Below are 20,279 nucleotides of genomic sequence, written 5' to 3'. Positions count from 1 at the left end.
ACTTTTTACAGATATAGCAAAAGCAAAAGGGAACCTGACCACAGGTTCCCTTTTGACGTTTACCATAGGATGGGTAAACGGTTGTATTTATGATTCATCGTTGGGTTTCGAGGCTGCTCTCGCGGCATACGGAAAAATCGGTTCTTTCAATTCGAACTCATAGGTTAATCCATTTACAATACCGACGACGCTTTCGCTGTCATATAACTCAAGCAAAAATCCAGCCATTTGTTCTGCTGTATGGAATTGGGGAACACGGCCCTCATATTCGAACTGGTCCAGATCAAAAGCACGTTCCGCAAATTCCGTTTCCGTTGCCGCAGGCGCAAGTACTTTGGCTTGCATTGCTGCACGCTTTCCTTTTAATTCCTGTGCGAGCCCTTCCGTAAAGGCACTTACATAGAACTTTGTTGCACAGTAGGTTACTGCATCCGCCACGATCGTATATCCACCTCCAGAGGAGATGTTAATAATCTGTGTGCCCTCAACCTCTGCATAATCACGTACATAGAGGGAAGAAAGAATGGTTAATGCTTCTATATTCAGATGAAGCATCTGTTCGATTTTAGGTAGATGCTGTTCACCAACCGAAGCAAAATTTCCGAACCCTGCGTTGTTAATCCATGTCTCGATTGAGTACTGATGGAGACTTTCATAAAATGCATGGACATTGGCAGCGATGGACAGATCCACCGTGCGAATGACGATGTCCAAATCAGAATCAATTTCAGTTACTTTCGATTTTAACTTCTCCAGTTCGTCGGTTCTGCGTGCAGCCAGGATCAAATGTTTGCCGCGAGCCGCAAAAGCCAAAGCTGCTTCATAGCCAATGCCCGAACTGGCACCGGTAATCACTGTATACTTCATGGATATTCCTCCTGGATTCGGTTCATTATTTATTGTGATATGACTACGAGTTGATTATACTGATTAGAGCTTACTCTAAGTCAAGCGGAATATAGAAGGAGGATCACTATGCATACAATCGGTGAAGTGGCTGAACTACTCGGTATCAGTACCCACACATTGCGTTATTATGAGAAGGAGCAGATTATCATACCGCTCCGTGATGCTAGTGGAGATAGACGATACAACGAATCACATCTGAATTGGTTGCAATTTGTAATCAAACTAAAAGAGACTCAAATGCCCATCGCTATCATCAAAAAGTACGCATCCTTATATCAGGAAGGTGAGCATACGGCTGCAGAGCGTTTGAAGTTGCTGGAAGAGCACAAAGAGGCGATTCAACAGCAGATGCACACACTTCACGCAGCAGATCAGATGCTGGAGAATAAAATTACGGCATATCGAGTATCAATCGGGAAATAATGTAATCTGTCGAGGAAACGAGCAGAGCGAATTCAGTGGTTGCCTATGTGACGATATATTGCCAAAATAGTGAATTTTGTTATAGACTATTTTTTATGTTTGTTCATCAAGGGGGAAAAGGAATGAATCAAAGGAACGTGCAAAAGTCTAACAAGCTGAAAATTATCTCCAAAGTGTTATTGATTATGATCGGGGCTTTTATTACCTCATATGGTCTGGAAGCTGTATTAATTCCAAATAATGTATCAGACGGTGGTGTGACAGGTCTTAGTATCGTGGGTTCACAACTGTTTGGTTTACCGTTAGGGATGCTGATTGGTATCATCAACATTCCATTTGTATGGTTAGGCTACAAACAAATAGGTAAGAGCTTTGCTATTTACTCCATTATCGGTATTGCCTCGCTAGCTGTGGGTACAAGCCTTATGCACCATGTACCAACGATTATTCAAGGGGATACACTGTTAATTACCGTTGTAGGCGGGATTATTATCGGTTTTGGTATGGGTTTGGCGCTGCGTAATGGTGGGGCATTGGATGGAATCGATATGTTGGCTGTCCTGCTTTCACGCAAATTACCTTTTGGAACCAGTGATCTAATCTTATTCTTGAACATGTTTGTCTTTATTGTCGTATCAACTGTATTTGGTCTGCAAGGGGCGATCCTGTCCGCACTTGCTTATTACATCGCTTCCAAAGTGATACATATTGTTGAGGAAGGTTTGAGCGGCTCCAAAACCTTTAAAATTATTACCAATCAACCGGAGATCATGGTCGAAACCATTCGTGACCGATTAGGTCGTGGAGCAACGTATACCGATGCTTACGGCGGGTATACCAATGAACAATTCAAAGAGATTACCTGCGTAATCAACCGTATGGAGGAAAGCAAAATCAAGGATATCATTCACGAAATTGATCCTAATGCTTTTATTGTAGTGTACGACGTAGCCGAAGTGAAGGGCGGCAATTTCAAAAAGAAAGATATTCACTAATCACTACAATGAGCAGGAGTTAATGTCGGGGAGTACAGATGTAACATACATAAAAGTCGCTAATATAGCGGCTTTTTTTGTTTTAAGAGTAGAAGCTATGGCATCAAGTCGTCTCCAATAACTTTTACCCTTTGAAGTTCATCATGCTTTGGCAATCCGCAGCTGTATTTCGGTCAGAAATTGCTCGGTAATGATCGTATCACGATTATCAATTTCATAAATTTCAAAAGGATCACCCATTACACGGAATCCATTGTCATTCGCATAAGCAACGACCTCAAGCATTTTTTCATAACTTTGACGGTAGTTACCCCGATAAAAGAGGGACAGATACTCACCAGCTGGCAGCATGTAATCATAATTGATCGTTCTGGCTTCGTCAGGATTAAAAATAAAGAAGACGGAGTTAAAGACATCCCTTACGCCATGCTTTAATTCCTCAAGGGACACGGATGCACCATATAATTGGTTGCCGAAGTCCGGAATGTGACTTTTATGCTTTTGATGCAGTTTCTTAATGGCGTAATCCATCTCCTCATCCTTCGTTATACGTGTATTGAGATGAAGACACGGCCGGTCAGGATACGTTTTGATGGAGAAAACTCCTGTCTGAATTTTGCTGGCATCAGTCAATACCTTGATTCTGCCCTGAATCATACGCTGCGTAGTTTCGAGTTTGGCTAGTTGTTCCTTAATTAGTTCCTGTTCAGTGAACAACAATTGAAGCGTATTTTCGACACTTTGCTCATCCAAATACGCCTTGATCTGTTGCATCGTAAAATCCAACTGGCGCAGGTCCCGGATGATATTCAGCTTATACATATCCTGAAGGCTATACAGACGATACCCGTTTCCATCTCGCCGAGGCTCCAGCAGCCCTAATTTCTCGTAATAACGCAGTGCATCAACACCTATTCCGTAAAGCTTCGAGATTTCATTGATTTTATAATCATTTTTCATCGGTTTTCTTCCTCATTTATACTCAGCTAATATATGCGTGCGCGTATGCCGAAGGCGCGCCATACACTTCCTTATACAGCAATTCTCTCACCATTTCAAATTGTGTCGGGGTCAACTTTGTCGGATAACTCATGATCTGTAAAGGTAAGGTTTGCTGCCTGACAGCCCGAAGGGGCGGCTGAACATAAGAATGGTCCCCCAGGCAGAATCCCAGGCGCTCATAAAATCCGATTCTTCTCCGCTTTAGCTCATCTTCTGGTAATTCAACTTCCAAGATAACCGGCTTGGCTGACTGGTTCATGAAACGCTCCATTAACCACTTGCCAATGCCGCCTCCACGAATGTTCGGGGAAACAGCCAAATGCTCAACATATCTGAACGACTCGAACTCCCAGCCTGCGAGAAAGCCAATCACTTCATTCTGCTCATTTTCCTCTGTAAGAAGGCGATAGCATGAATGGGACAACAGTTTCTTCTGTTCTGAATATTCCCGGTATTCGGCTTCGGGAAATGATTGCTTCATAATTTCAAACACGTGGTCAAACTGTTTTTGCAACAGCATCTTTATCCACTCCTGATTCGTAAAGCCATATTTGATATACAACACGATAAACCCTGGTACGATACCAGAGTCAAGCTATATGGCGGAGTCACAATATCTAAAAGTTTACTTATCGCAACTTTTTTTGGCCGAGGTCAAACTCTTTCGTTGTACAGACATTGTTTTACTTGGTTCAAAACGTTTCTCTAGACCCACACAACATCGTGATGATACCATCGTACAAGTGCTAGAAAACAGTTGGAATCAGGGGGATTACGTTTCGTGGAGCAAATAAAGTACGACAACTTAAAATTGGGTGAAAAGGGAGCAATCATCAGTATTATTGCTTATATTGGTTTGACTGCAATTAAAATGATGATCGGTTATATGTCTAATTCAGAAGCTTTAAAAGCCGATGGGTTAAACAATGCTACCGATATTATAGCTTCGATCGCGGTTCTTATCGGTCTGAGACTTGCTCAACGACCTGCTGATCAAGATCATACATACGGACATTGGAAAGCTGAGACTGTTGCCTCACTGGTTGCGTCTTTCATAATGATGGTAGTTGGGTTACAAGTCCTTTACGGAGCGATTACATCCGTATTTGAGGGGAAAAGCGAATCTCCGGATCTCATCGCAGCCTGGACTGGCATTTTTTGTGCCGTTGTGATGTATCTGGTTTACAGATATAACAAAAGACTTGCTTTGAAAATCAAGAGCCAGGCGGTTATGGCAGCTGCAAAAGACAATATCTCGGATGCCTGGGTTAGCATAGGGATAGTTGTAGGGATTATTGGTTCCCAATTCGGCCTGCCATGGCTCGACCCATTAACAGCTGTAGCGGTGGGCTTTCTAATATGTAAAACCGCCTGGGACATTTTTCGTGAAGCAACACACCATCTTACTGATGGATTTGACGAAGAGCTCATCAAGGAATACAGGAGTACAATTGCCAATGTGGATGGGGTAGAGGCAGTTAAGGATTTAAGAGCACGGAATTATGGTAATAATGCCGTTGTCGATGTGGTCATTCTGGTACGATCGGATTTGGATCTGCAGAAAGCTCATGATATTTCAACAAATGTAGAAGACGAGCTGTTAAAAGAGCATGAGGTGTACACAGTTCATGTTCACGTTGAACCAGACTCTGACGAAGCCTCTAACGAAGCACTTATATTATAAAATAGGAGCGGCACATATGAGAACATGCCAGTAAACATAAACTATGACAGAACAGGTAGCCCTCAGGCTACCTGTTTTTTAGTTGGAAGGGTCACCGAACATATCTTTTTGGTTTCTTTTACGGAAACTTCTCGGAGATTCACCGACCGTTTTGGTAAATAGAATCGTAAAATAATTCGGATTCTCGTACCCGACCAACTTGGAGATTTCCCATACTTTTTTCTTGGTTGAAACCAACAATCGGGTGGCTTCTCCCATTCTTCGCTGAATGAGGTAATGATAGGGGGAGATCCCATAGCAATTTTTATACATATGAATCAAGTAATAGAAGTCGATATGGAATTGGTCAGCCAAGTCTTTCAGCTTAATATTTTGACGATAGTTTGTGTCCAAATAATCTTTGATACTTTCAGCGAGGGTATTACTCCGAACGATCTCATTGGCTGCGCGCTGATGCTGAGACATGCGATCGATAATCAACAGAACGGCATTCAACAGATGATGAGAGATAGAGTTGTATCCTTCTTCCCGGATTGAAAATTCATTGAACATGGTCTGCATTAACGAACGGATCTCTTCGGAATAACGATTGGCACGAACAACTGGATCACTACCAGGAGGAACAACCCAATCGTTGTTGGCACGAGTACCCTCTTTGAACCGAAAGCCGCAATAAAAGGTGGATAAAGGGAATTCCGGGTCCGATCGTTCCTCGTGAAGCGTTCCCTTATTGTATACAAGAACATCTCCCTTTTGAGCCGAGTGCTTTGTCCCATCAATCGTGAACGAGCCCTGACCCTCATTAACATAAATAATCTCATGCAAATCGTCATGCTTATGGGTCGGAAAACTCCAATGGGGATTATCTGCCAACTTCCCTACATAAATAATAAGGCAATCTTGATCTTCATGCAGTCGGTCGGGCTCATGGCGTGTATTCATTAATGTCCTCCCTTCAAGATTCTGTGGTGAAATGACAACATACATAATGTTTTGGATGAAGATCACAACAACCTTGATTGTCGCTTAGCATGTCTGACAGTACAATTTCACTATTCAATAATATGTACTATATATCGAATGGAAGGGATGTGAAAGCAAAATTTGTTAAGAATGGAATCCATTTAAGAAAATGAAACGCTTGCAACATTAGAGAGAATTGTGAGGGCTTATTCTTGACTAGAAAAAGAGAAAATTTACTTATTTTAACACTTACATTGGTTAGCTTTGTATTGGGAACAACCGAATACGTAATTGTAGGCGTATTAAAGGAAATCGAAACCTATATGAAAGTATCGCTGGCTGCCGCAGGTGCGCTCGTATCCGGCTTTGCCATTGCCTATGCGATCGGAACACCGTTTGCCGTTGCGTTCTTGGCCAAAATTCCCCGAAGAAATTCCATTTTAATCGGGTTTGCAGTCGTGTTGGCCTTGAACGTACTTACCATTTTCTCAACGACATTCTATTCCTTGATGGTTATTCGGATCGTTTCAGCCGTAGCATGCGGACTTACGATATCGCTTTCGATCTCAATTGCAAGCGATGCAGTCAACCGGGAACGAAGAGGGGAAGCGATCGCCTGGATACTGGGCGGCTTTTCCATTGCCAATGTGCTTGGCGTTCCGCTTGGCACCTTCATCGGACAGCATCTGAACTGGTCCATGACGTTTGTTGTTACGGCATGCATCGGGGCCGTGCCATTCCTATTCATGTTTCGGATACTTCCAAGGCAAACAACGACCATTGCCGGTTCATTCAGTGATCAGATGGCGCTATTTATGAAGCCGCGCATATTGCTGGCCTGCTTGATTCCGGTTCTTGGAAACAGTTGTATTTTTGTAATCTTTACGTATATTACTCCGCTGCTGGGGCAGTCCATGGGTATACCTGCACGCTGGATTAGCGCTGTACTCCTCATTTACGGTGCCTGCAGCATACTAAGCAATTGGATCGGTGCCAAAATAGCCAAAGGCGATTTCTTGCCCAAGCTCAAGTGGCTTTTCGTCATTCAGGCAGTCATCTTTCTTGGACTCAGCTTCACCGTGTCTCACCAGTGGCTGGGCTTGGCGTTCCTGTTCCTGATCGGTTGCCTGTCGTCATCTATGAGCGCGGCGTCCCAGCTCTATCTGTTCGACGTCTCTGGAGCAATCGCGCCGAATTCCAGACCGTTCGCATCCACGCTGCTGCCCGTGGCGGCAAACGTGGGGATAGCCCTCGGCTCCGGAGTTGGCGGGCTTGCTGTCAATTTAGGTGGTGTGAAGTGGGTGCCACCAGTAGCTGTGATACTAGCTCTGTTGGCTTTTGTGATCACAGCGATCTGCCAGCGATCCATTCAATTGAAGCCAGAGGGAGCCACCGCTCCTAAAGTAGACTACTCGATTCCAAGTACCAATTAGTAACCCCTGAAGTCTGCTTCTTTGGTCAAGAAGTGTGACTTTTCATTTAGTAACCTAATTGTAACGACATAATCATATTTGTTCGAGCACGGAAAGCCGCTAATGTAGCGGCTTTTTTTGTTTTTCAGATACATTTCTTTAACAAAAATTACAGTGTAAATAAGCTAAACAGCGTCTTTCTTCCATGGATCACTTTTTTGTTCAAAAACAGAAGTGAAAAGGAATCATTCGAAAAAAACGGTTGACGAAGGAAGATATCCTGTATAGAATGAAGCCGTAATTTAGTAAATTAGTAATTTAGTAAATTACTAAATAAAAAGTTGGGGAATAGGAGGAATAAAAATGAAAGAAGCAGTTGCTTTATGATGAAATGAATAGTGAACGGATGCGTACGTTAGCAAAAATCTTAAAGGATATGGGGTATTAACATGTTTGCCAATCCATATGTTCGAACAATTATCCTTTCCCGGGTACTCTTGCAGCTCGGAATTTGGATCCGGAATTATGCCGTTCTTCTTTATGTTTCCGAATTGACGCATAATAACCCGGTTGATATATCACTGATTTCGGTAGCGGAATTTTCACCGATCTTTATATTTGGCTTGATTGGTGGTACTTTTGCCGATCGATGGCGACCGAAAAAAACAATGGTATGGAGCGATTTATTATCAGGTTTGTCCGTTGGTATTGTACTGCTAGCGGTCATGAATGGTGGATGGATTGCACTTCTAATTGGATCTTTCGTTTCTGCCAGCTTGTCACAGTTTTCTCAGCCTTCGGCGATGAAACTGTACAAACGCCATGTACCAGCCGAACAATTACAGGGCGTCATGGCCATGTCCCAAACGCTTGTTGCTGTTTTTATGGTTTTGGGGCCGGTCATCGGCACGTTTATTTTCATTAAGTTTGGCATTAGCGTATCCCTCATCCTGACAGCGATCATGTTTCTGGGCTCTTCGCTTGTATTATTATCGCTTCCCCGAGATGTAGAGGAGAAGAAATCAGGGAATAGTGGAGGTTTCGTTAAAGAGCTGACGGATGGCCTGCGTTATATCGGGGCGAATAAAACCTTGAGAACACTTGGATTAACCTTCTCGGCAGTTGGTTTGGCATCAGGACTGACTCAGCCGCTTCAGCTCTTTCTTGTCATTGAAAATTTAGGTCAGGATAAAGAATTCTTACAATGGCTCGTAATGGCAAATGGGGCGGCCATGTTGGTCGGAGGAGCTGTAATTATCGCGATCGCTAAAAAAGTCAAGCCACAGGTATTGCTTTTAGTTGGCTTACTTGTTAATGCCATCTGTACGGTTGGAATGGGTGCATCAACACAAATTTGGTTAACCATTATTCTGCTCGTAATCAGCGGTTTGTTCTTCCCATGTATCCAAGGTGGAATTCAGACGCTTCTTGTGCGGAATACGGAAGGGGCATTTATTGGCCGGGTATCCGGAGCGATCATGCCGATTTTTATGGGAATGATGGTAATTGGCATGCTTACCTCCGGATATCTCAAGGATATGTTTTCCTTGCTTAGTGTATTTATAGCGAGTGGTTTTTTTGTGATAATCGGTGCGTTATTATTGCTACCTATTGTCATTGAAAGAAGAAATAAAGCCGAGGAAACTCCATCATCATGACGGAAAGGGAAATGAAACGATAAGGAGAGAGACACATGGATATGAATAAGCGCAGGGAGCTGCTGGAGGAGTACAAACAGATCAAGACATATATGGGCGTAGCCCAAATTAAAAACAAAATTAACGGTAAGATCTATATCGACAGCTATCCCAACTTGAAAAACAAATGGTTTACTCTGCAGATGCAGCTGGATCAAGGACGATTTGCGAATGCCGAGTTACAAAAAGAATGGAGAGAATTTGGAGAAGAGGCATTCACTTATGAGGTTCTGGAACAGAAGGACATCGATAAGGTGATGGATATGCGTTGGGAACAAAAACAAATCCTGAAGCCGTGGCTTCAGAAGTTACAGCCTTACGGAGACAAGGGCTATAATAGACCTCCAAAGAATTAAATCATCTAAGAGGAAACTGATTTGACTAACGCTTAAAATCAAGATAAGATGAAACCGTCGTTTAGTAAATTAGTAAAAAGGTAAACGGAATGAGGGAATGAAATTGAAAATACCTACAACGTTAAAACATAAACCTGTTGTCGTATCGGATAATTATGAAAAGGTTGACGGCCGGATGGCCGGGAACACCGACGCCAAAGGTCTTTCCCTGGGATTGGCCCAGTGGAACGATAGAGGAAAGGTTGATATTTCAGCCAAGGTATGGAGATACACCGGAGAAAAGTGGTCCAGACAATCCGAGGAACTACCTCTCCATCGCGTGCTGGATTTGTCCATTCTGATCTGTCGGTCTTTGGAACATTTTCGCGAGGCTTATAGATATGAAAATTTATATGACCCAGAGCAGCCTGTCATCGATCGTGTTGGACTGCAAGGGGACGCAATGTCCGTGGAAATCTGTACGGACAATGAGAGAATAAATGAAGATATTAAGCTGTTCAGCCAAGCTCTGAGTGATGACGATGAAATGATCGGCGAGCGTTTGCGTACATTATCCAAGATATTAAAGGATATGGGTTATTAAAAAGGAAACGTCATCCTCAAGTGGATGGAGTAAAAAGAGCCTAGACGTCTACAGATGTTTAGGCTTTTTGTTATGAGTCGAATACAACGCGTAATTAGTTAGCAATGAAATTACCCATTCGATTGCTTTTATGAATCTCTTCCGTTCCAGCATCGAGAGCAGTCCTGTAATAAGCACGTTTATGTTCAATGACTTCCATAGTTTTTCTAAGTTCTTCCATCTGCGCTTCTACACTCGCCTTGCGTTCTGTAAACATGTCATATCGCTCCTGCAAAGTAGAATCCCCCTCGGAACACCATGCAATAAAATCTTTGATATCCTTAATCGGCATCCCGGTAGATTTCAGACACTGAATGATCTTTAAAAAATCGATGTCCGATTCTTTGAAGTTTCGAGCTCCGCCAGGGGTACGTTCTACAAAAGGCATGAGTCCTTCCTTGTCGTAGTAACGCAAGGTATATACGGTTAGATTCAATTCTTTAGCAACTTCGCTAATTGAATATGTCATTTATTTTCCCCTTTTCTTACTAGTATAGACTTCGAGCTAACTCTAGGATTATCTTTTGGGATTCTACCACGCAGTTTGCAGGATGTCAAAGTTTCTAAAAAGGGTTGACTTAGAGTTAACTAGAGGGATTAAGATCGTTTTGCAAGAGAAAAGGAAGAATGACAATCTTAGGAGGTTTTATGATGATAACTGCTAAAGCACGAGCTGTTGATGGTCCGGACCAATCGTTCCGGGCAGCTGAGATTAAACGACGCGATCTTGATTTGCACGATGTCCTGATCGAGATTAAATATGCCGGCATCTGCCACTCTGACATCCATACTGCTCACGGCGAATGGGGTCCCGTAAACTATCCGCTCGTACCTGGACATGAAATCGCAGGAATTGTTACCGATGTAGGAGCCGAGGTTTCAAAGTATAAAGTTGGTGACCGAGTAGGGGTTGGATGCATGGTTGACTCCTGTGGCGAATGTGAAAACTGCCGCCAAGGAGAAGAGCAGTACTGTCTCAAAGGAAATGTTCCCACCTACGCGGGTGTTGATAAATACGGCGAACCTACTCAAGGTGGGTACTCCACTCACATCGTCGTAACCGAGGAGTTCATCGTTCGTATTCCGGACAACATTGAGCTGGATGTCGCTGCACCACTCCTATGTGCAGGTATTACAACATACTCGCCGTTAAATCATTGGGGAGCTGGACCAGGTAAAAAAATAGCGATTGTAGGTATGGGTGGTCTAGGTCACATGGCGGTTAAAATTGCACATGCCATGGGCGCAGAAGTAACCGTCCTGTCACAATCATTGAAGAAAAAAGAGGATGGTTTGCAATTCGGTGCAGATCATTATTATGCCACAAGCGAACCAGAAACGTTTGCCAAACTCGCCGGGTCGTTTGATCTGATTATTAACACGGTCAGTGCAAATATCGACATCAATGCTTACTTCTCACTGCTCACTCTGGATGGCACACTGGTTAATGTAGGTGCTCCTGGGGAGCCGTTGGCAGTAAACGTAATGTCCCTCATCGGTCACCGTCGTTCATTTGCAGGTTCAATGATCGGTGGCATCCGTGAGACTCAGGAAATGCTTGATTTCTGTGCAGAACATAATATCGTTCCTATGATCGAAGTCATTTCAGCTGACCAAATTGACGAAGCATACCAACGTGTATTAGCTTCAGATGTGAAGTACAGATTCGTAATTGACACGAGCACAATTTAAGTTGTTTTTAAGTAGTCAGTAAAGACCTTTACCATGTGCTCTATAACTAGAAAATAGAAAATCCAATCGCTAATAACATGCGATTGGATTTTTTTTCTTTTATGATGAAGGAGACTGTAAGGAAGCACTAGAAAAATGAGCTGTTGTATTAATCAGAAACGATGAATCCATCAAAGTTCTCAGGGCCTACACGGATTGTACCCAGCAAGTTGGAGCTTACGAATGCAGTGTATGTCAATTGAGGGGTAATTGGCGGATTGAAATCGTCCGCAGAGAACGTAATGACCTGAGGCGCCAAAATACTCAAATTAAATGTGGAAGTTGCTGAGTAAATGACCGGGTCAGTGGACAAGGTACCTCTTACAATAGTAATCGTAATTCCGACAAGAGCTAATGGTAATTGTACAGAAACCGTTCCTTTAAATTGAACTCTGGGGTTAGCACCTGCACCTTCGGTCTGAAGACCAATTTGTCCGAACAATTGCGGCGTGTTGATTACCAGAATCGGAATAGCAATCGAGTTAGCCAAACTTGCGTTTTGCGATGTTCTCGCATCAAGAAACGTTGTCATTGAATCTACCTCCTAGTCAGTGGGATAGGATAGTATATTCGTAGGTTACTAGTGTGCTTGGACTTCTGGATATAATCAAAAAAAAGGCATCTTATTCAACTAACGGGCAGAATCGGTTGAAGTGTGTTACTGGATGCGCTTGTAAGAATTACAACTTTACCCGCAATGTTAGATATATTCAATTTCATTCCTTTCATTTAGATACAGATTCTTTCGCCTTAGAGCGCGTTGTACCACTCATCATTCACAGGTTCTAACCATTCCGTTTGTCCAGGTGTCATAGCCAGATGTACAAACCAGCTATCGGCTGTTGCCCCATGCCAGTGCTTAACGTTCGGAGCAATATTTATAACATCTCCGGTTTTGAGCAGTTGTGCGGGTTTACCTTCTTCTTGGTACCAGCCTTCACCACCTGTAATGAGTAATACTTGACCTACAACGTGTGAATGCCAATTATTGCGTGCTCCCGGCGCGAAAGTGACATTTCCAATGCTAGTGTTAAGTGGAGTTTCATCTGTAAAGACCATCTCCAGATATGCGTCTCCAATAAAATTGGCTTCTACTTTTTTTCCCAGCGGGAAGATAGTGCTGTTACTCAAATGTTCGTTTGTCATAATGGTTACCTGCTTTCTATTTTATTTATAAATGTCTTTTGCAATATTGAACGCAGACCATGCCTTAGGCCAGCCCACATAGAAGGAAAGGTGAGTAATCATTTCAGCCACTTCATGACGAGCTATTCCATTTTCCTTTGCTTTATGAAGGTGGGGGGTTAATTGTTCAAAATTTCCGCCGGCAATAAGTGCAGAGAGGGTAATCATACTGCGATCACGACTGGATAATTCTTCTACTCTTGACCATACCTCGCCAAACAGAATATCGTCATTCAACTCTGCAAATTTGGGGGCGAATTCACCCAATATATCTCGTCCAGCAGTTTGTTTTTTTTCCATAGCTACGTGATCCTCCATTCGCTATTCGTTTGAGAATTCTTTAGAATTTCCTTCTACTCGATAAGTCATCCGCAATCCGTTATGTTCCATTTGTTCGACTCTTATCCATTCAAAATGAACGGAGGTGCGAGATAAGCATCGGGCACTATTAATTTACATTCATACAATAATGAACATCTATCTATTATTATATAAGAGAGAAGCGTATAATCAATTGTTAGATTCATTGAATTTGTTCATTAATAAACAGAGAGGTATGTGTTGTAAATAAACGTTAAGAGAGCATGAACAAAAAACGCTTTGGGAGTTGAATCCCCAAAAGCGCCCTAAGTTTATTTCTATTTAAATACCAATGGTCACCCTTTGACTGCTCCCGCAGTAAGTCCGCTAACGATATATTTTTGTCCAAACAAGTAGAGGATAAACACAGGGAGTGAAGTCAGTACAAGATTCGCAAAAATCAAATTCCAATCTCGGCTGTATTTGCCGTAAAAATTATAGATCGAAAGCGGCATCGTCCACGTTGAGCTATTCGTAAGGAAGTACACCGGAATCGTAATATCATTCCATACCGACATAAACACCATGATCGCTACCGTTGCGTTAACGGGCAGAATAAGCGGTGTAACGATACGGAAAAACACGCCGAATACGCTGGCACCTTCGAGAAATGCAACCTCGTCCAGTGCTTTCGGAATGGTTTTGATAAATCCACTGTACAAAAATACGCTAAAAGCGGTATTAAGCGCCGCGTAGATCAGGATGACACTTGATATGCTGCCGTAAAACCCCAAGCCCTGCACAACCCGAATCGTCGTAATGATCGACATTGGTGCAATCAATCCCATGAAGAAATACATATATATTGTGTTTGAAAGTTTGGTGTCCCGGCGTGCCAGAATGAAGGACGCTGCTGAGGAAGCGACAATGTTGATGATGGACGATATTCCCGTAATCCAGATGCTGTTCAGGAATGCTCTGGACAGACCGCCTTCTTCAAATACCCGGACATAGTTTGAGAACTGCCATTTATCCGGCAGACTCAAGGAGAAGCTGAGCACTTCAGCACTTGTTTTGAATGAACCCAGAATTAGAATTACCAGCGGCAACAGAATGAGCAAAGAGGCGAGCAGCAGAAATCCTTCAACAACATAGTTGCGAATAGCGAGTTTGCGAGTATATCCCATGTTATTCCGTAACCTCCTTACGCCGCATGAAGATCAATAGCGGTATAGCAATAATCGTAACGACCACAAACAGAAGTGTGTTGACTGCGGTACCCAGACCCCAGTTTCCTTCACCGAAAGAACGGAGAATGATGGTACCCACAACTTGTGAAGCGTTGCCTGGGCCACCGCCGGTCATGACATACACTTCCGAGAATACTTTAAGCCCGCCAATCAGTGTCAACATCAGATTAATATTGATGGCTGGCAGCAGCAGAGGCAGCGTAATTTTGAAAAAACTTTTCCAGGAGCTTGCTCCGTCAATCTTAGCGGCTTCATAATATTCTTGAGAAATAGATTGCAAACCAGCCAGATAGATGGCCATTTGGAATCCGGCGCTTTGCCAGATGGATACGATCGCAATCGTCCAGATGACAAGGGAAGGATTGGTCAACCAAGCTTGGCTTAATGAATGTAATCCGACTGCTTCCAATACATGATTGATCGTACCTTCTGTACGCAGCATTGGTGTGAACAGGATGCTGATGACCAGAATACTCAGTATGGAAGGGGAGTAGAAAATTGCGCGCAGCAGGTTCTTCGTTTTTAATCTCATGTTTAGCGCCACGGCAAGCAGCAGACCAATAATGTTTTTGCCAGCAACCGTAACAACGGCAAAAATGGCTGTATTTTTAAGCGCCAAAATAAGCGTTTTGTCCGAGAAAATTTTCTCGAAATTATCCCATCCAATAAACTTCAGATCAATCCGATCCAGCCGCCAATCCGTAAAAGAGTAATAGAAAGCAGCAATAGCTGGAACGACAAAAAAGATGGAGTAGATAAGCAGTGCCGGAAATACCATGTAATACGAATATAAATTTTTAGCCCTTTTCATGTCTCACACTCCGTTATGGCTAGGCAGCACATCATTCAGGAATGACATACTGCCCTGTATTTCAATTCTTAGAAACCGGAAACGCCTTTATCCTGCATCAGTTGACTGAACTTCTCATCCCAGGATTTTAATACTTCCTCCGGTGTCAAACCGCCAGCGAATTGATCCTGTAACAGCCTATACAGCTCACTGCGATCAACCAGCATGTAAGCATCGGTGGTTAATACGGTTTTCTTAGGCAGAATGTAATTGTCAACGATATCCTGTTTGTAAGCAGGCAACTCCGGTGTAGTAACATCGCTAAAATTAGATACATATCCTTTGGCATCGACGATCTGTTGAGCAATTTCCTTGGAGGCGATAAAGTCTAGGAACTGTTTGGCTTCGTCCAAATGCTTAGCCTTTTTCGGAATGAACAGCTGTCCTCCAAGCGGACTTGCACCCAGTTTGGCATCATCGGAAGACGGAATCGGGAATACGCCGAGTTCCATGCTTGGATCCTGCTCTGCTACGCCTTCGATTAACCAATCTCCCATAAACATCATGGCGACTTCCTTGTTCAGGAATTTGCCAACGGCCATGTCATAGCTGTCGCTAAGCACATCCGTATTGGTATATCCTTTGGTGTACACTTCATATTGCTGCTCCAAAAACGTTTTAAACTCAGGAATATCGGACCATTTTTTCTTGTTGCTGTTGAGCTCATCGAAAAAAGAAGGATCGTTTTTGGCTACAAAATCGGCAAATGCTGCCGCAGGCCAGATGTTCGCAGCCCAAGCATCTTTATAGGGCATGAATACCGGAGTAATGCCGCCAGCTTTAATTTTTTCACAAATCACCAAAAACTGTTCGTAACTTGTAGGGATGGACAGACCCAGGTCAGCAAAAATCTGTTTGTTGTAAACAACACCTTGCATGCCCGTGTCCTGGCTGACATGGAAGCTGTAGATATGGCCGGCAGCGGAGAGCACATCTTTGTTTACAATTCTGCTGGCCCAGGACTCGTTATCCAGAATTTCAAAATTTCGCTCAAGATTCAGATCCGTAATCGCACTGGCCAAATTGTATTGAATGATGTCGGGCGTTTCATCGACAGCCAGCTTGGTTTGCAGCACGGTCGTTGTTTGCTCAGCCGGAATGAGCTGCAGATTGACAGAAATATTTGTCTGCTTTTCAAACTCATCGAGAATATCCTGCTGGATAAAGGCAGAATCCTGTGAACTCTTCGAAATCGCTAATTCCAGTGTGACCTTGCTGTTCTTATTGCCATTGCTTGCGGACGTGCCGGAATCAGTGCCACCTGATCCGCAAGCGGTCAGTGAAATGGACAACAAGCTTGCCAGTACCATGGATGCTGCTTTTTTTCTTTTATGCATTTTCAACGCAAATCCCCCTCTGAAACATGTAATGAATCCGTTTACAAGTCCAATTATAAAATCCACTTCTTCTCCGGTACATGTCTGTGCTTGAATATTTATGTGTAAAATCCTGAACTTGAAATCGCTATCATTTCATTCAAACCCATGCTACATTAAGACATGATCCAGACGAGTTGTACGGCATGACAAGACAGGAGGCTTCGCGAAGCATGGCTAAACTTATACATAGAGCCACACAATTCAGCTTGCAGACAAAAGTATTTTTGACATTTCTGGCCCTTCTTTTATTCGTGCTGGGCTGTTTTATCGTTTACGTGAACCTGGTCGTTATCCGCCCGCTTACACAAAAAACGGAGGAGGATACACTGATCACGGCCACCAAGGTACGAGAACAGGTTGACCTGTACGTAGAGCAGCAAAACCAGATGTCCCAGCGCATATTGTCCAATAAGGACATCTTCACAACGATGGACAAGAGCTCTTCAGCCCCAAGCAATTATGAACGACTGAACCAGATTCGGAAACTAAAAGATATCATGTTTCAAGCCATTGGCCCCAGCATGAACATCAAGGACATGTCCATTTATGATAAACAAGGTGTGCTGCTCACATCGTATCTGGGTTCAGGTCATCCTCCAACGATTCTGAGTACCCTGACGGAAAAAAGCAGGAGTGGACGAGCGTGGACCGGGAACGGTTTTATCCTGCTTCGAGAGGCAGACACGATCTCATTTCTCCGTACGGTCAACGATCAGAATGGCAAGTTATACGGATATCTTAGTATTCAAATGGATCAAGCTTACATTCAAAATCTCACGGAAGGAATTACAGCAGGAGATGTATTCATTTTGAACAAGCAAGGTGAACAAATGACTGGATCGGAAGCGAGAAAGAACGCTTTGACATGGAAAGAGCCTTTATCCGAAGAAGGACTGGCAGTTGATGAACAAAATAATTACGTTACACATTCTACATCTCACCAGACGGGTTGGATTACTTTTATAATAACGCCGAAAGATTCGGTTTTAGGCTCGATCCGTTCCGTACAAAGCATGTCCATTTTGCTGATTACTGCCTTAATGCTTATTTCTTTCGTGTACATTTTCTTCTCTACACGCAACCTGTTGCTTCCTATTCGCAAGCTTCGCAGCCAGATTTGGCGCATTAACTACAGCAATATGAAACTGAAAGTCGATGATCGGCCTAAAAATAACGACCTGCTGCTATTGAATGAAGCTTTTCAGGACTTGATGGAGCGTTTACAGCAGTCCATTGACCGTGAGAAGAAGGCATTACATGAAGAAGTCACTGCACGGAATTCCGCATTACAAGCTCAGATTGCTCCCCATTTTCTTCATAACGTCCTTTATTTGATCAGTATTGCTGCTCAAGAGGGAAGAACCCGGGTCGTGTCTGATATGTGCAAACATCTGTCAGACAGTTTACGTTATATTGTTTCATCCCCTTATGCACATGTGACGATGACGGAGGAGCTTGAGCATACGAGACATTATTTGTCGTTGGTACAGCAAAAGTATGAAGAGGATTTGGAATGGAGCATCCATGCTGATGATCTGACGAGTGAAATCCGGCTGCCGCGGCTGGTTATTCAGCCTTTCGTTGAAAATTGCATTGAGCATGCTTTCTTCAATACTACGCCTCCCTGGCGTATCCAAATTACCGTAAAGCAGTATAACGGATTATGGGCTCTGGAGATTAAAGACAACGGAGAAGGCTTCCCGCCAAATAAAATAGAAGAGATTTTGTCCAATATTCAGAAGTCCGGCTCCGGAATGAATCAATCCTCCGATCGTCAGACAGCTCTTGGCAACATGGGGATCGTTAATAGCGTCAATCGGCTTAAACTGATGTATAGCAATCGACTTTTATTTAATATGTACAACAGTCATTCTGACGAGGAAAAAGGAGCAACCATTCAAATCATCGGATCGATGACGAGCGATTTTTACTGAGCACAGGAGGGATAGACCATGTACAAAATCATGATTGTTGAGGATAGCAAACCTATATTGCGCAATATTAAAATGCTGTTGGATAAGCTGAACTTTCCCGTTCACGTGGCAGTTACAGCCACGAATGGGGAAGAGGCGCTGGAAGCACTTCGGAAGCAGCCAATCGATCTTTTGTTGACAGACATACGAATGCCCAAGATGGATGGTTTATCACTAATTGAGCAGGCAAAGCTTGCCCAGCCGGAGTTGAAGGTTATTCTAATTAGCGGGTATAGCGATTTTGAATATACACGAAAAGCATTGAATTTACAGGTGTTCGACTATTTGCTGAAGCCCGTCGAACCTGATGCTCTGGAGGAAGTCATGGGCAGAGTTATTAAACATCTCGATCAATCGAGGTCCAGAAACTTTCATGAGCTGCAGGAGATCGTTGATCCCCATAGTTATGCTGAACTTAAGCCAGGAGAACATGCTGCTTTTCTGGCCCCAATGATGATTATTCTGCGCAGACAGCCCTTCACCTCGGAACGGGAACGATGGGGACAAAAGACGTTACAGGCTTCTTTAGAAGAGTTTTTTGCTCCTCGTCCATTTAAAGTGTTTCTAAGTCAAACTCCGCAGCAATTCATCGTTTTTGTAAACAGAGGAATTCTTGATTTGTATTCTTCTGTACATGAATGTCTCGAATCGTTGCGGCGTCATTTGGTTGCACAAGGTATGGACACAACCATTGGTGGGCAGCTGCTATGGTCGGAATCTGTTAATCTGTCGGAGCTTTATCACCACATATCGTCCATTTTATCGATGCATCAGCGATTGAATAATGGATTGGTGCTGGATAGCGGAAATCCCGTCTCCATAGCAAGAACTGAGTCAGGTTGCCTGGATGCTGCATTGGAATCTGCTTTTGTCCACATGATACAAGCTCATCAGAAGGAACAGTTTGTCCTTAAGCTGTCCGAATTGATGAATCAATGGTCAGAGGAAAACGTGCATGTAAAAGAATTGGAACGATTTATCAATTTAGTAATAGATACATTCGCACATTTGCTTGAAGAGCAAGGGGCGGGAATTAGGCTTGGTTTGGAGCTTAGAGCAAAAAAACTGTTTGATGAAGAAACATATGGTGATTTTTGCAGTGAATTAACGGAATGGATTGGACAATGTTTTGATATGCTTCAATCCCATGGTCGGAAAAGCAGAGAAGATCTGTTTGTGCAAATGGATGAGTACATCAAACGGAACAAGTACACCCAGATATCCATCAATGACATTGCAATGAAGTTTCATGTCAGCCCCTCTTACGTTAGCAGAGTCATTAAAAACGCAACACAAGTTACGTTTGTTCAGTATTATACAAACCTTAGAATTAAGGAAGCCTGCAGACTGATGGAATGCCAACCCGAGATGAAGTTTAAGGAGTTATCGGATGTGCTATCATTCAGTGATCAGCATTATTTCTCCAAGGTATTTAAGGAATACACGGGATTCAGTCCCACAGAATACAAAGAAAAATTGCTTAAATAGTCCATTCAAGGAAAAGCACATTAAAATTTCGAAAACGTTTGCTATGTATTTTGATCTGCT

General features: G+C 43.1%; 21 protein-coding genes. 10 read left to right on the top strand and 11 right to left on the bottom strand.

Translation table 11 applies throughout. The annotated features are described in order from the left end of the window. Positions 1-87 precede the first annotated feature (87 nt). The gene (locus BMY78_RS14205; RefSeq protein ID WP_090899686.1) at positions 88-867 is read right to left on the bottom strand and encodes an SDR family NAD(P)-dependent oxidoreductase; all 780 of its coding nucleotides are present in this window, start codon (positions 865-867) and stop codon (positions 88-90) included. Positions 868-975: 108 nt separating this feature from the next. Here BMY78_RS14205 and BMY78_RS14200 point away from each other — a divergent pair, with 108 nt between their 5' ends. Next, entirely contained in the window at positions 976-1,332 is a 357-nt protein-coding gene (locus BMY78_RS14200; protein ID WP_090899683.1) for a MerR family transcriptional regulator, read from the top strand. 122 nt (positions 1,333-1,454) lie between these two features. After that, the gene (locus BMY78_RS14195; protein WP_063562775.1) at positions 1,455-2,327 is read left to right on the top strand and encodes a YitT family protein; all 873 of its coding nucleotides are present in this window, start codon (positions 1,455-1,457) and stop codon (positions 2,325-2,327) included. Positions 2,328-2,468: 141 nt separating this feature from the next. Here BMY78_RS14195 and BMY78_RS14190 read toward each other — a convergent pair whose 3' ends face one another. Continuing rightward, positions 2,469-3,287: a MerR family transcriptional regulator gene (locus tag BMY78_RS14190; RefSeq protein WP_090899680.1), complete on the bottom strand. Its 819-nt coding sequence runs from the start codon at positions 3,285-3,287 to the stop codon at positions 2,469-2,471. A 22-nt stretch (positions 3,288-3,309) separates the two neighbouring features. Continuing rightward, entirely contained in the window at positions 3,310-3,849 is a 540-nt protein-coding gene (locus tag BMY78_RS14185; RefSeq protein ID WP_090899677.1) for a GNAT family N-acetyltransferase, read from the bottom strand. A gap of 261 nt (positions 3,850-4,110) precedes the next feature. Between BMY78_RS14185 and BMY78_RS14180 the strand changes: the two genes are divergently transcribed. Beyond that, a complete protein-coding gene (locus tag BMY78_RS14180; protein ID WP_090899674.1) occupies positions 4,111-5,013 on the top strand; it encodes a cation diffusion facilitator family transporter in 903 nt (300 codons plus the stop codon). A gap of 78 nt (positions 5,014-5,091) precedes the next feature. Here the strand turns inward: BMY78_RS14180 and BMY78_RS14175 are convergent, their stop codons facing one another. Further along, entirely contained in the window at positions 5,092-5,955 is an 864-nt protein-coding gene (locus tag BMY78_RS14175) for a helix-turn-helix domain-containing protein (protein WP_177185739.1), read from the bottom strand. A 233-nt stretch (positions 5,956-6,188) separates the two neighbouring features. Here BMY78_RS14175 and BMY78_RS14170 point away from each other — a divergent pair, with 233 nt between their 5' ends. From BMY78_RS14170 to BMY78_RS14155, 4 genes are all read left to right on the top strand, one after another. Further along, positions 6,189-7,409, top strand: coding sequence for an MFS transporter (locus BMY78_RS14170; protein ID WP_090899668.1), 1,221 nt, complete (start codon positions 6,189-6,191; stop codon positions 7,407-7,409). Between the two features lie 428 nt (positions 7,410-7,837). After that, entirely contained in the window at positions 7,838-9,046 is a 1,209-nt protein-coding gene (locus BMY78_RS14165) for an MFS transporter (protein ID WP_090899665.1), read from the top strand. Positions 9,047-9,081: 35 nt separating this feature from the next. Next, a complete protein-coding gene (locus tag BMY78_RS14160; RefSeq protein ID WP_090899662.1) occupies positions 9,082-9,441 on the top strand; it encodes a GIY-YIG nuclease family protein in 360 nt (119 codons plus the stop codon). A 103-nt stretch (positions 9,442-9,544) separates the two neighbouring features. After that, positions 9,545-10,024: a DUF6530 family protein gene (locus tag BMY78_RS14155; protein ID WP_076289188.1), complete on the top strand. Its 480-nt coding sequence runs from the start codon at positions 9,545-9,547 to the stop codon at positions 10,022-10,024. Between the two features lie 94 nt (positions 10,025-10,118). Here BMY78_RS14155 and BMY78_RS14150 read toward each other — a convergent pair whose 3' ends face one another. Then, positions 10,119-10,532 carry a MerR family transcriptional regulator gene (locus BMY78_RS14150; RefSeq protein WP_076289189.1) on the bottom strand — a complete coding sequence of 138 codons (414 nt, stop codon included), beginning with the start codon at positions 10,530-10,532 and terminating at the stop codon, positions 10,119-10,121. A gap of 182 nt (positions 10,533-10,714) precedes the next feature. Here BMY78_RS14150 and BMY78_RS14145 point away from each other — a divergent pair, with 182 nt between their 5' ends. Further along, the gene (locus tag BMY78_RS14145; RefSeq protein WP_090899660.1) at positions 10,715-11,755 is read left to right on the top strand and encodes an NAD(P)-dependent alcohol dehydrogenase; all 1,041 of its coding nucleotides are present in this window, start codon (positions 10,715-10,717) and stop codon (positions 11,753-11,755) included. A gap of 148 nt (positions 11,756-11,903) precedes the next feature. Here the strand turns inward: BMY78_RS14145 and BMY78_RS14140 are convergent, their stop codons facing one another. The 6 genes from BMY78_RS14140 to BMY78_RS14115 form a co-directional block, all read right to left on the bottom strand. Next, positions 11,904-12,326, bottom strand: a complete 423-nt coding sequence (locus BMY78_RS14140; protein WP_090899657.1) for a hypothetical protein — start codon at positions 12,324-12,326, stop codon at positions 11,904-11,906. A 218-nt stretch (positions 12,327-12,544) separates the two neighbouring features. After that, on the bottom strand, positions 12,545-12,940 hold the full coding sequence (locus BMY78_RS14135; RefSeq protein WP_090899654.1) for a cupin domain-containing protein: 396 nt from the start codon (positions 12,938-12,940) through the stop codon (positions 12,545-12,547). Positions 12,941-12,961: 21 nt separating this feature from the next. After that, positions 12,962-13,279 carry a carboxymuconolactone decarboxylase family protein gene (locus tag BMY78_RS14130; protein WP_090899651.1) on the bottom strand — a complete coding sequence of 106 codons (318 nt, stop codon included), beginning with the start codon at positions 13,277-13,279 and terminating at the stop codon, positions 12,962-12,964. Between the two features lie 356 nt (positions 13,280-13,635). After that, positions 13,636-14,466, bottom strand: a complete 831-nt coding sequence (locus BMY78_RS14125; RefSeq protein WP_076289194.1) for a carbohydrate ABC transporter permease — start codon at positions 14,464-14,466, stop codon at positions 13,636-13,638. 1 nt (position 14,467) lies between these two features. Then, the gene (locus BMY78_RS14120; RefSeq protein WP_090899648.1) at positions 14,468-15,340 is read right to left on the bottom strand and encodes a carbohydrate ABC transporter permease; all 873 of its coding nucleotides are present in this window, start codon (positions 15,338-15,340) and stop codon (positions 14,468-14,470) included. A 68-nt stretch (positions 15,341-15,408) separates the two neighbouring features. Next, complete coding sequence (locus BMY78_RS14115) at positions 15,409-16,716, bottom strand: ABC transporter substrate-binding protein (protein ID WP_090902447.1); 1,308 nt, start codon at positions 16,714-16,716, stop codon at positions 15,409-15,411. 212 nt (positions 16,717-16,928) lie between these two features. Between BMY78_RS14115 and BMY78_RS14110 the strand changes: the two genes are divergently transcribed. Then, positions 16,929-18,692: a cache domain-containing sensor histidine kinase gene (locus tag BMY78_RS14110; RefSeq protein WP_090899645.1), complete on the top strand. Its 1,764-nt coding sequence runs from the start codon at positions 16,929-16,931 to the stop codon at positions 18,690-18,692. An 18-nt stretch (positions 18,693-18,710) separates the two neighbouring features. Next, positions 18,711-20,219: a response regulator transcription factor gene (locus tag BMY78_RS14105; protein WP_090899642.1), complete on the top strand. Its 1,509-nt coding sequence runs from the start codon at positions 18,711-18,713 to the stop codon at positions 20,217-20,219. Positions 20,220-20,279 lie beyond the last annotated feature (60 nt).

The organism is Paenibacillus sp. OK076 (assembly GCF_900110055.1).
In the GTDB taxonomy this organism is placed as follows: domain Bacteria; phylum Bacillota; class Bacilli; order Paenibacillales; family Paenibacillaceae; genus Paenibacillus.
The sequence above is the reverse complement of the archived record's forward strand: the minus strand, read 5'-3'. Positions and strand labels throughout refer to the sequence as shown.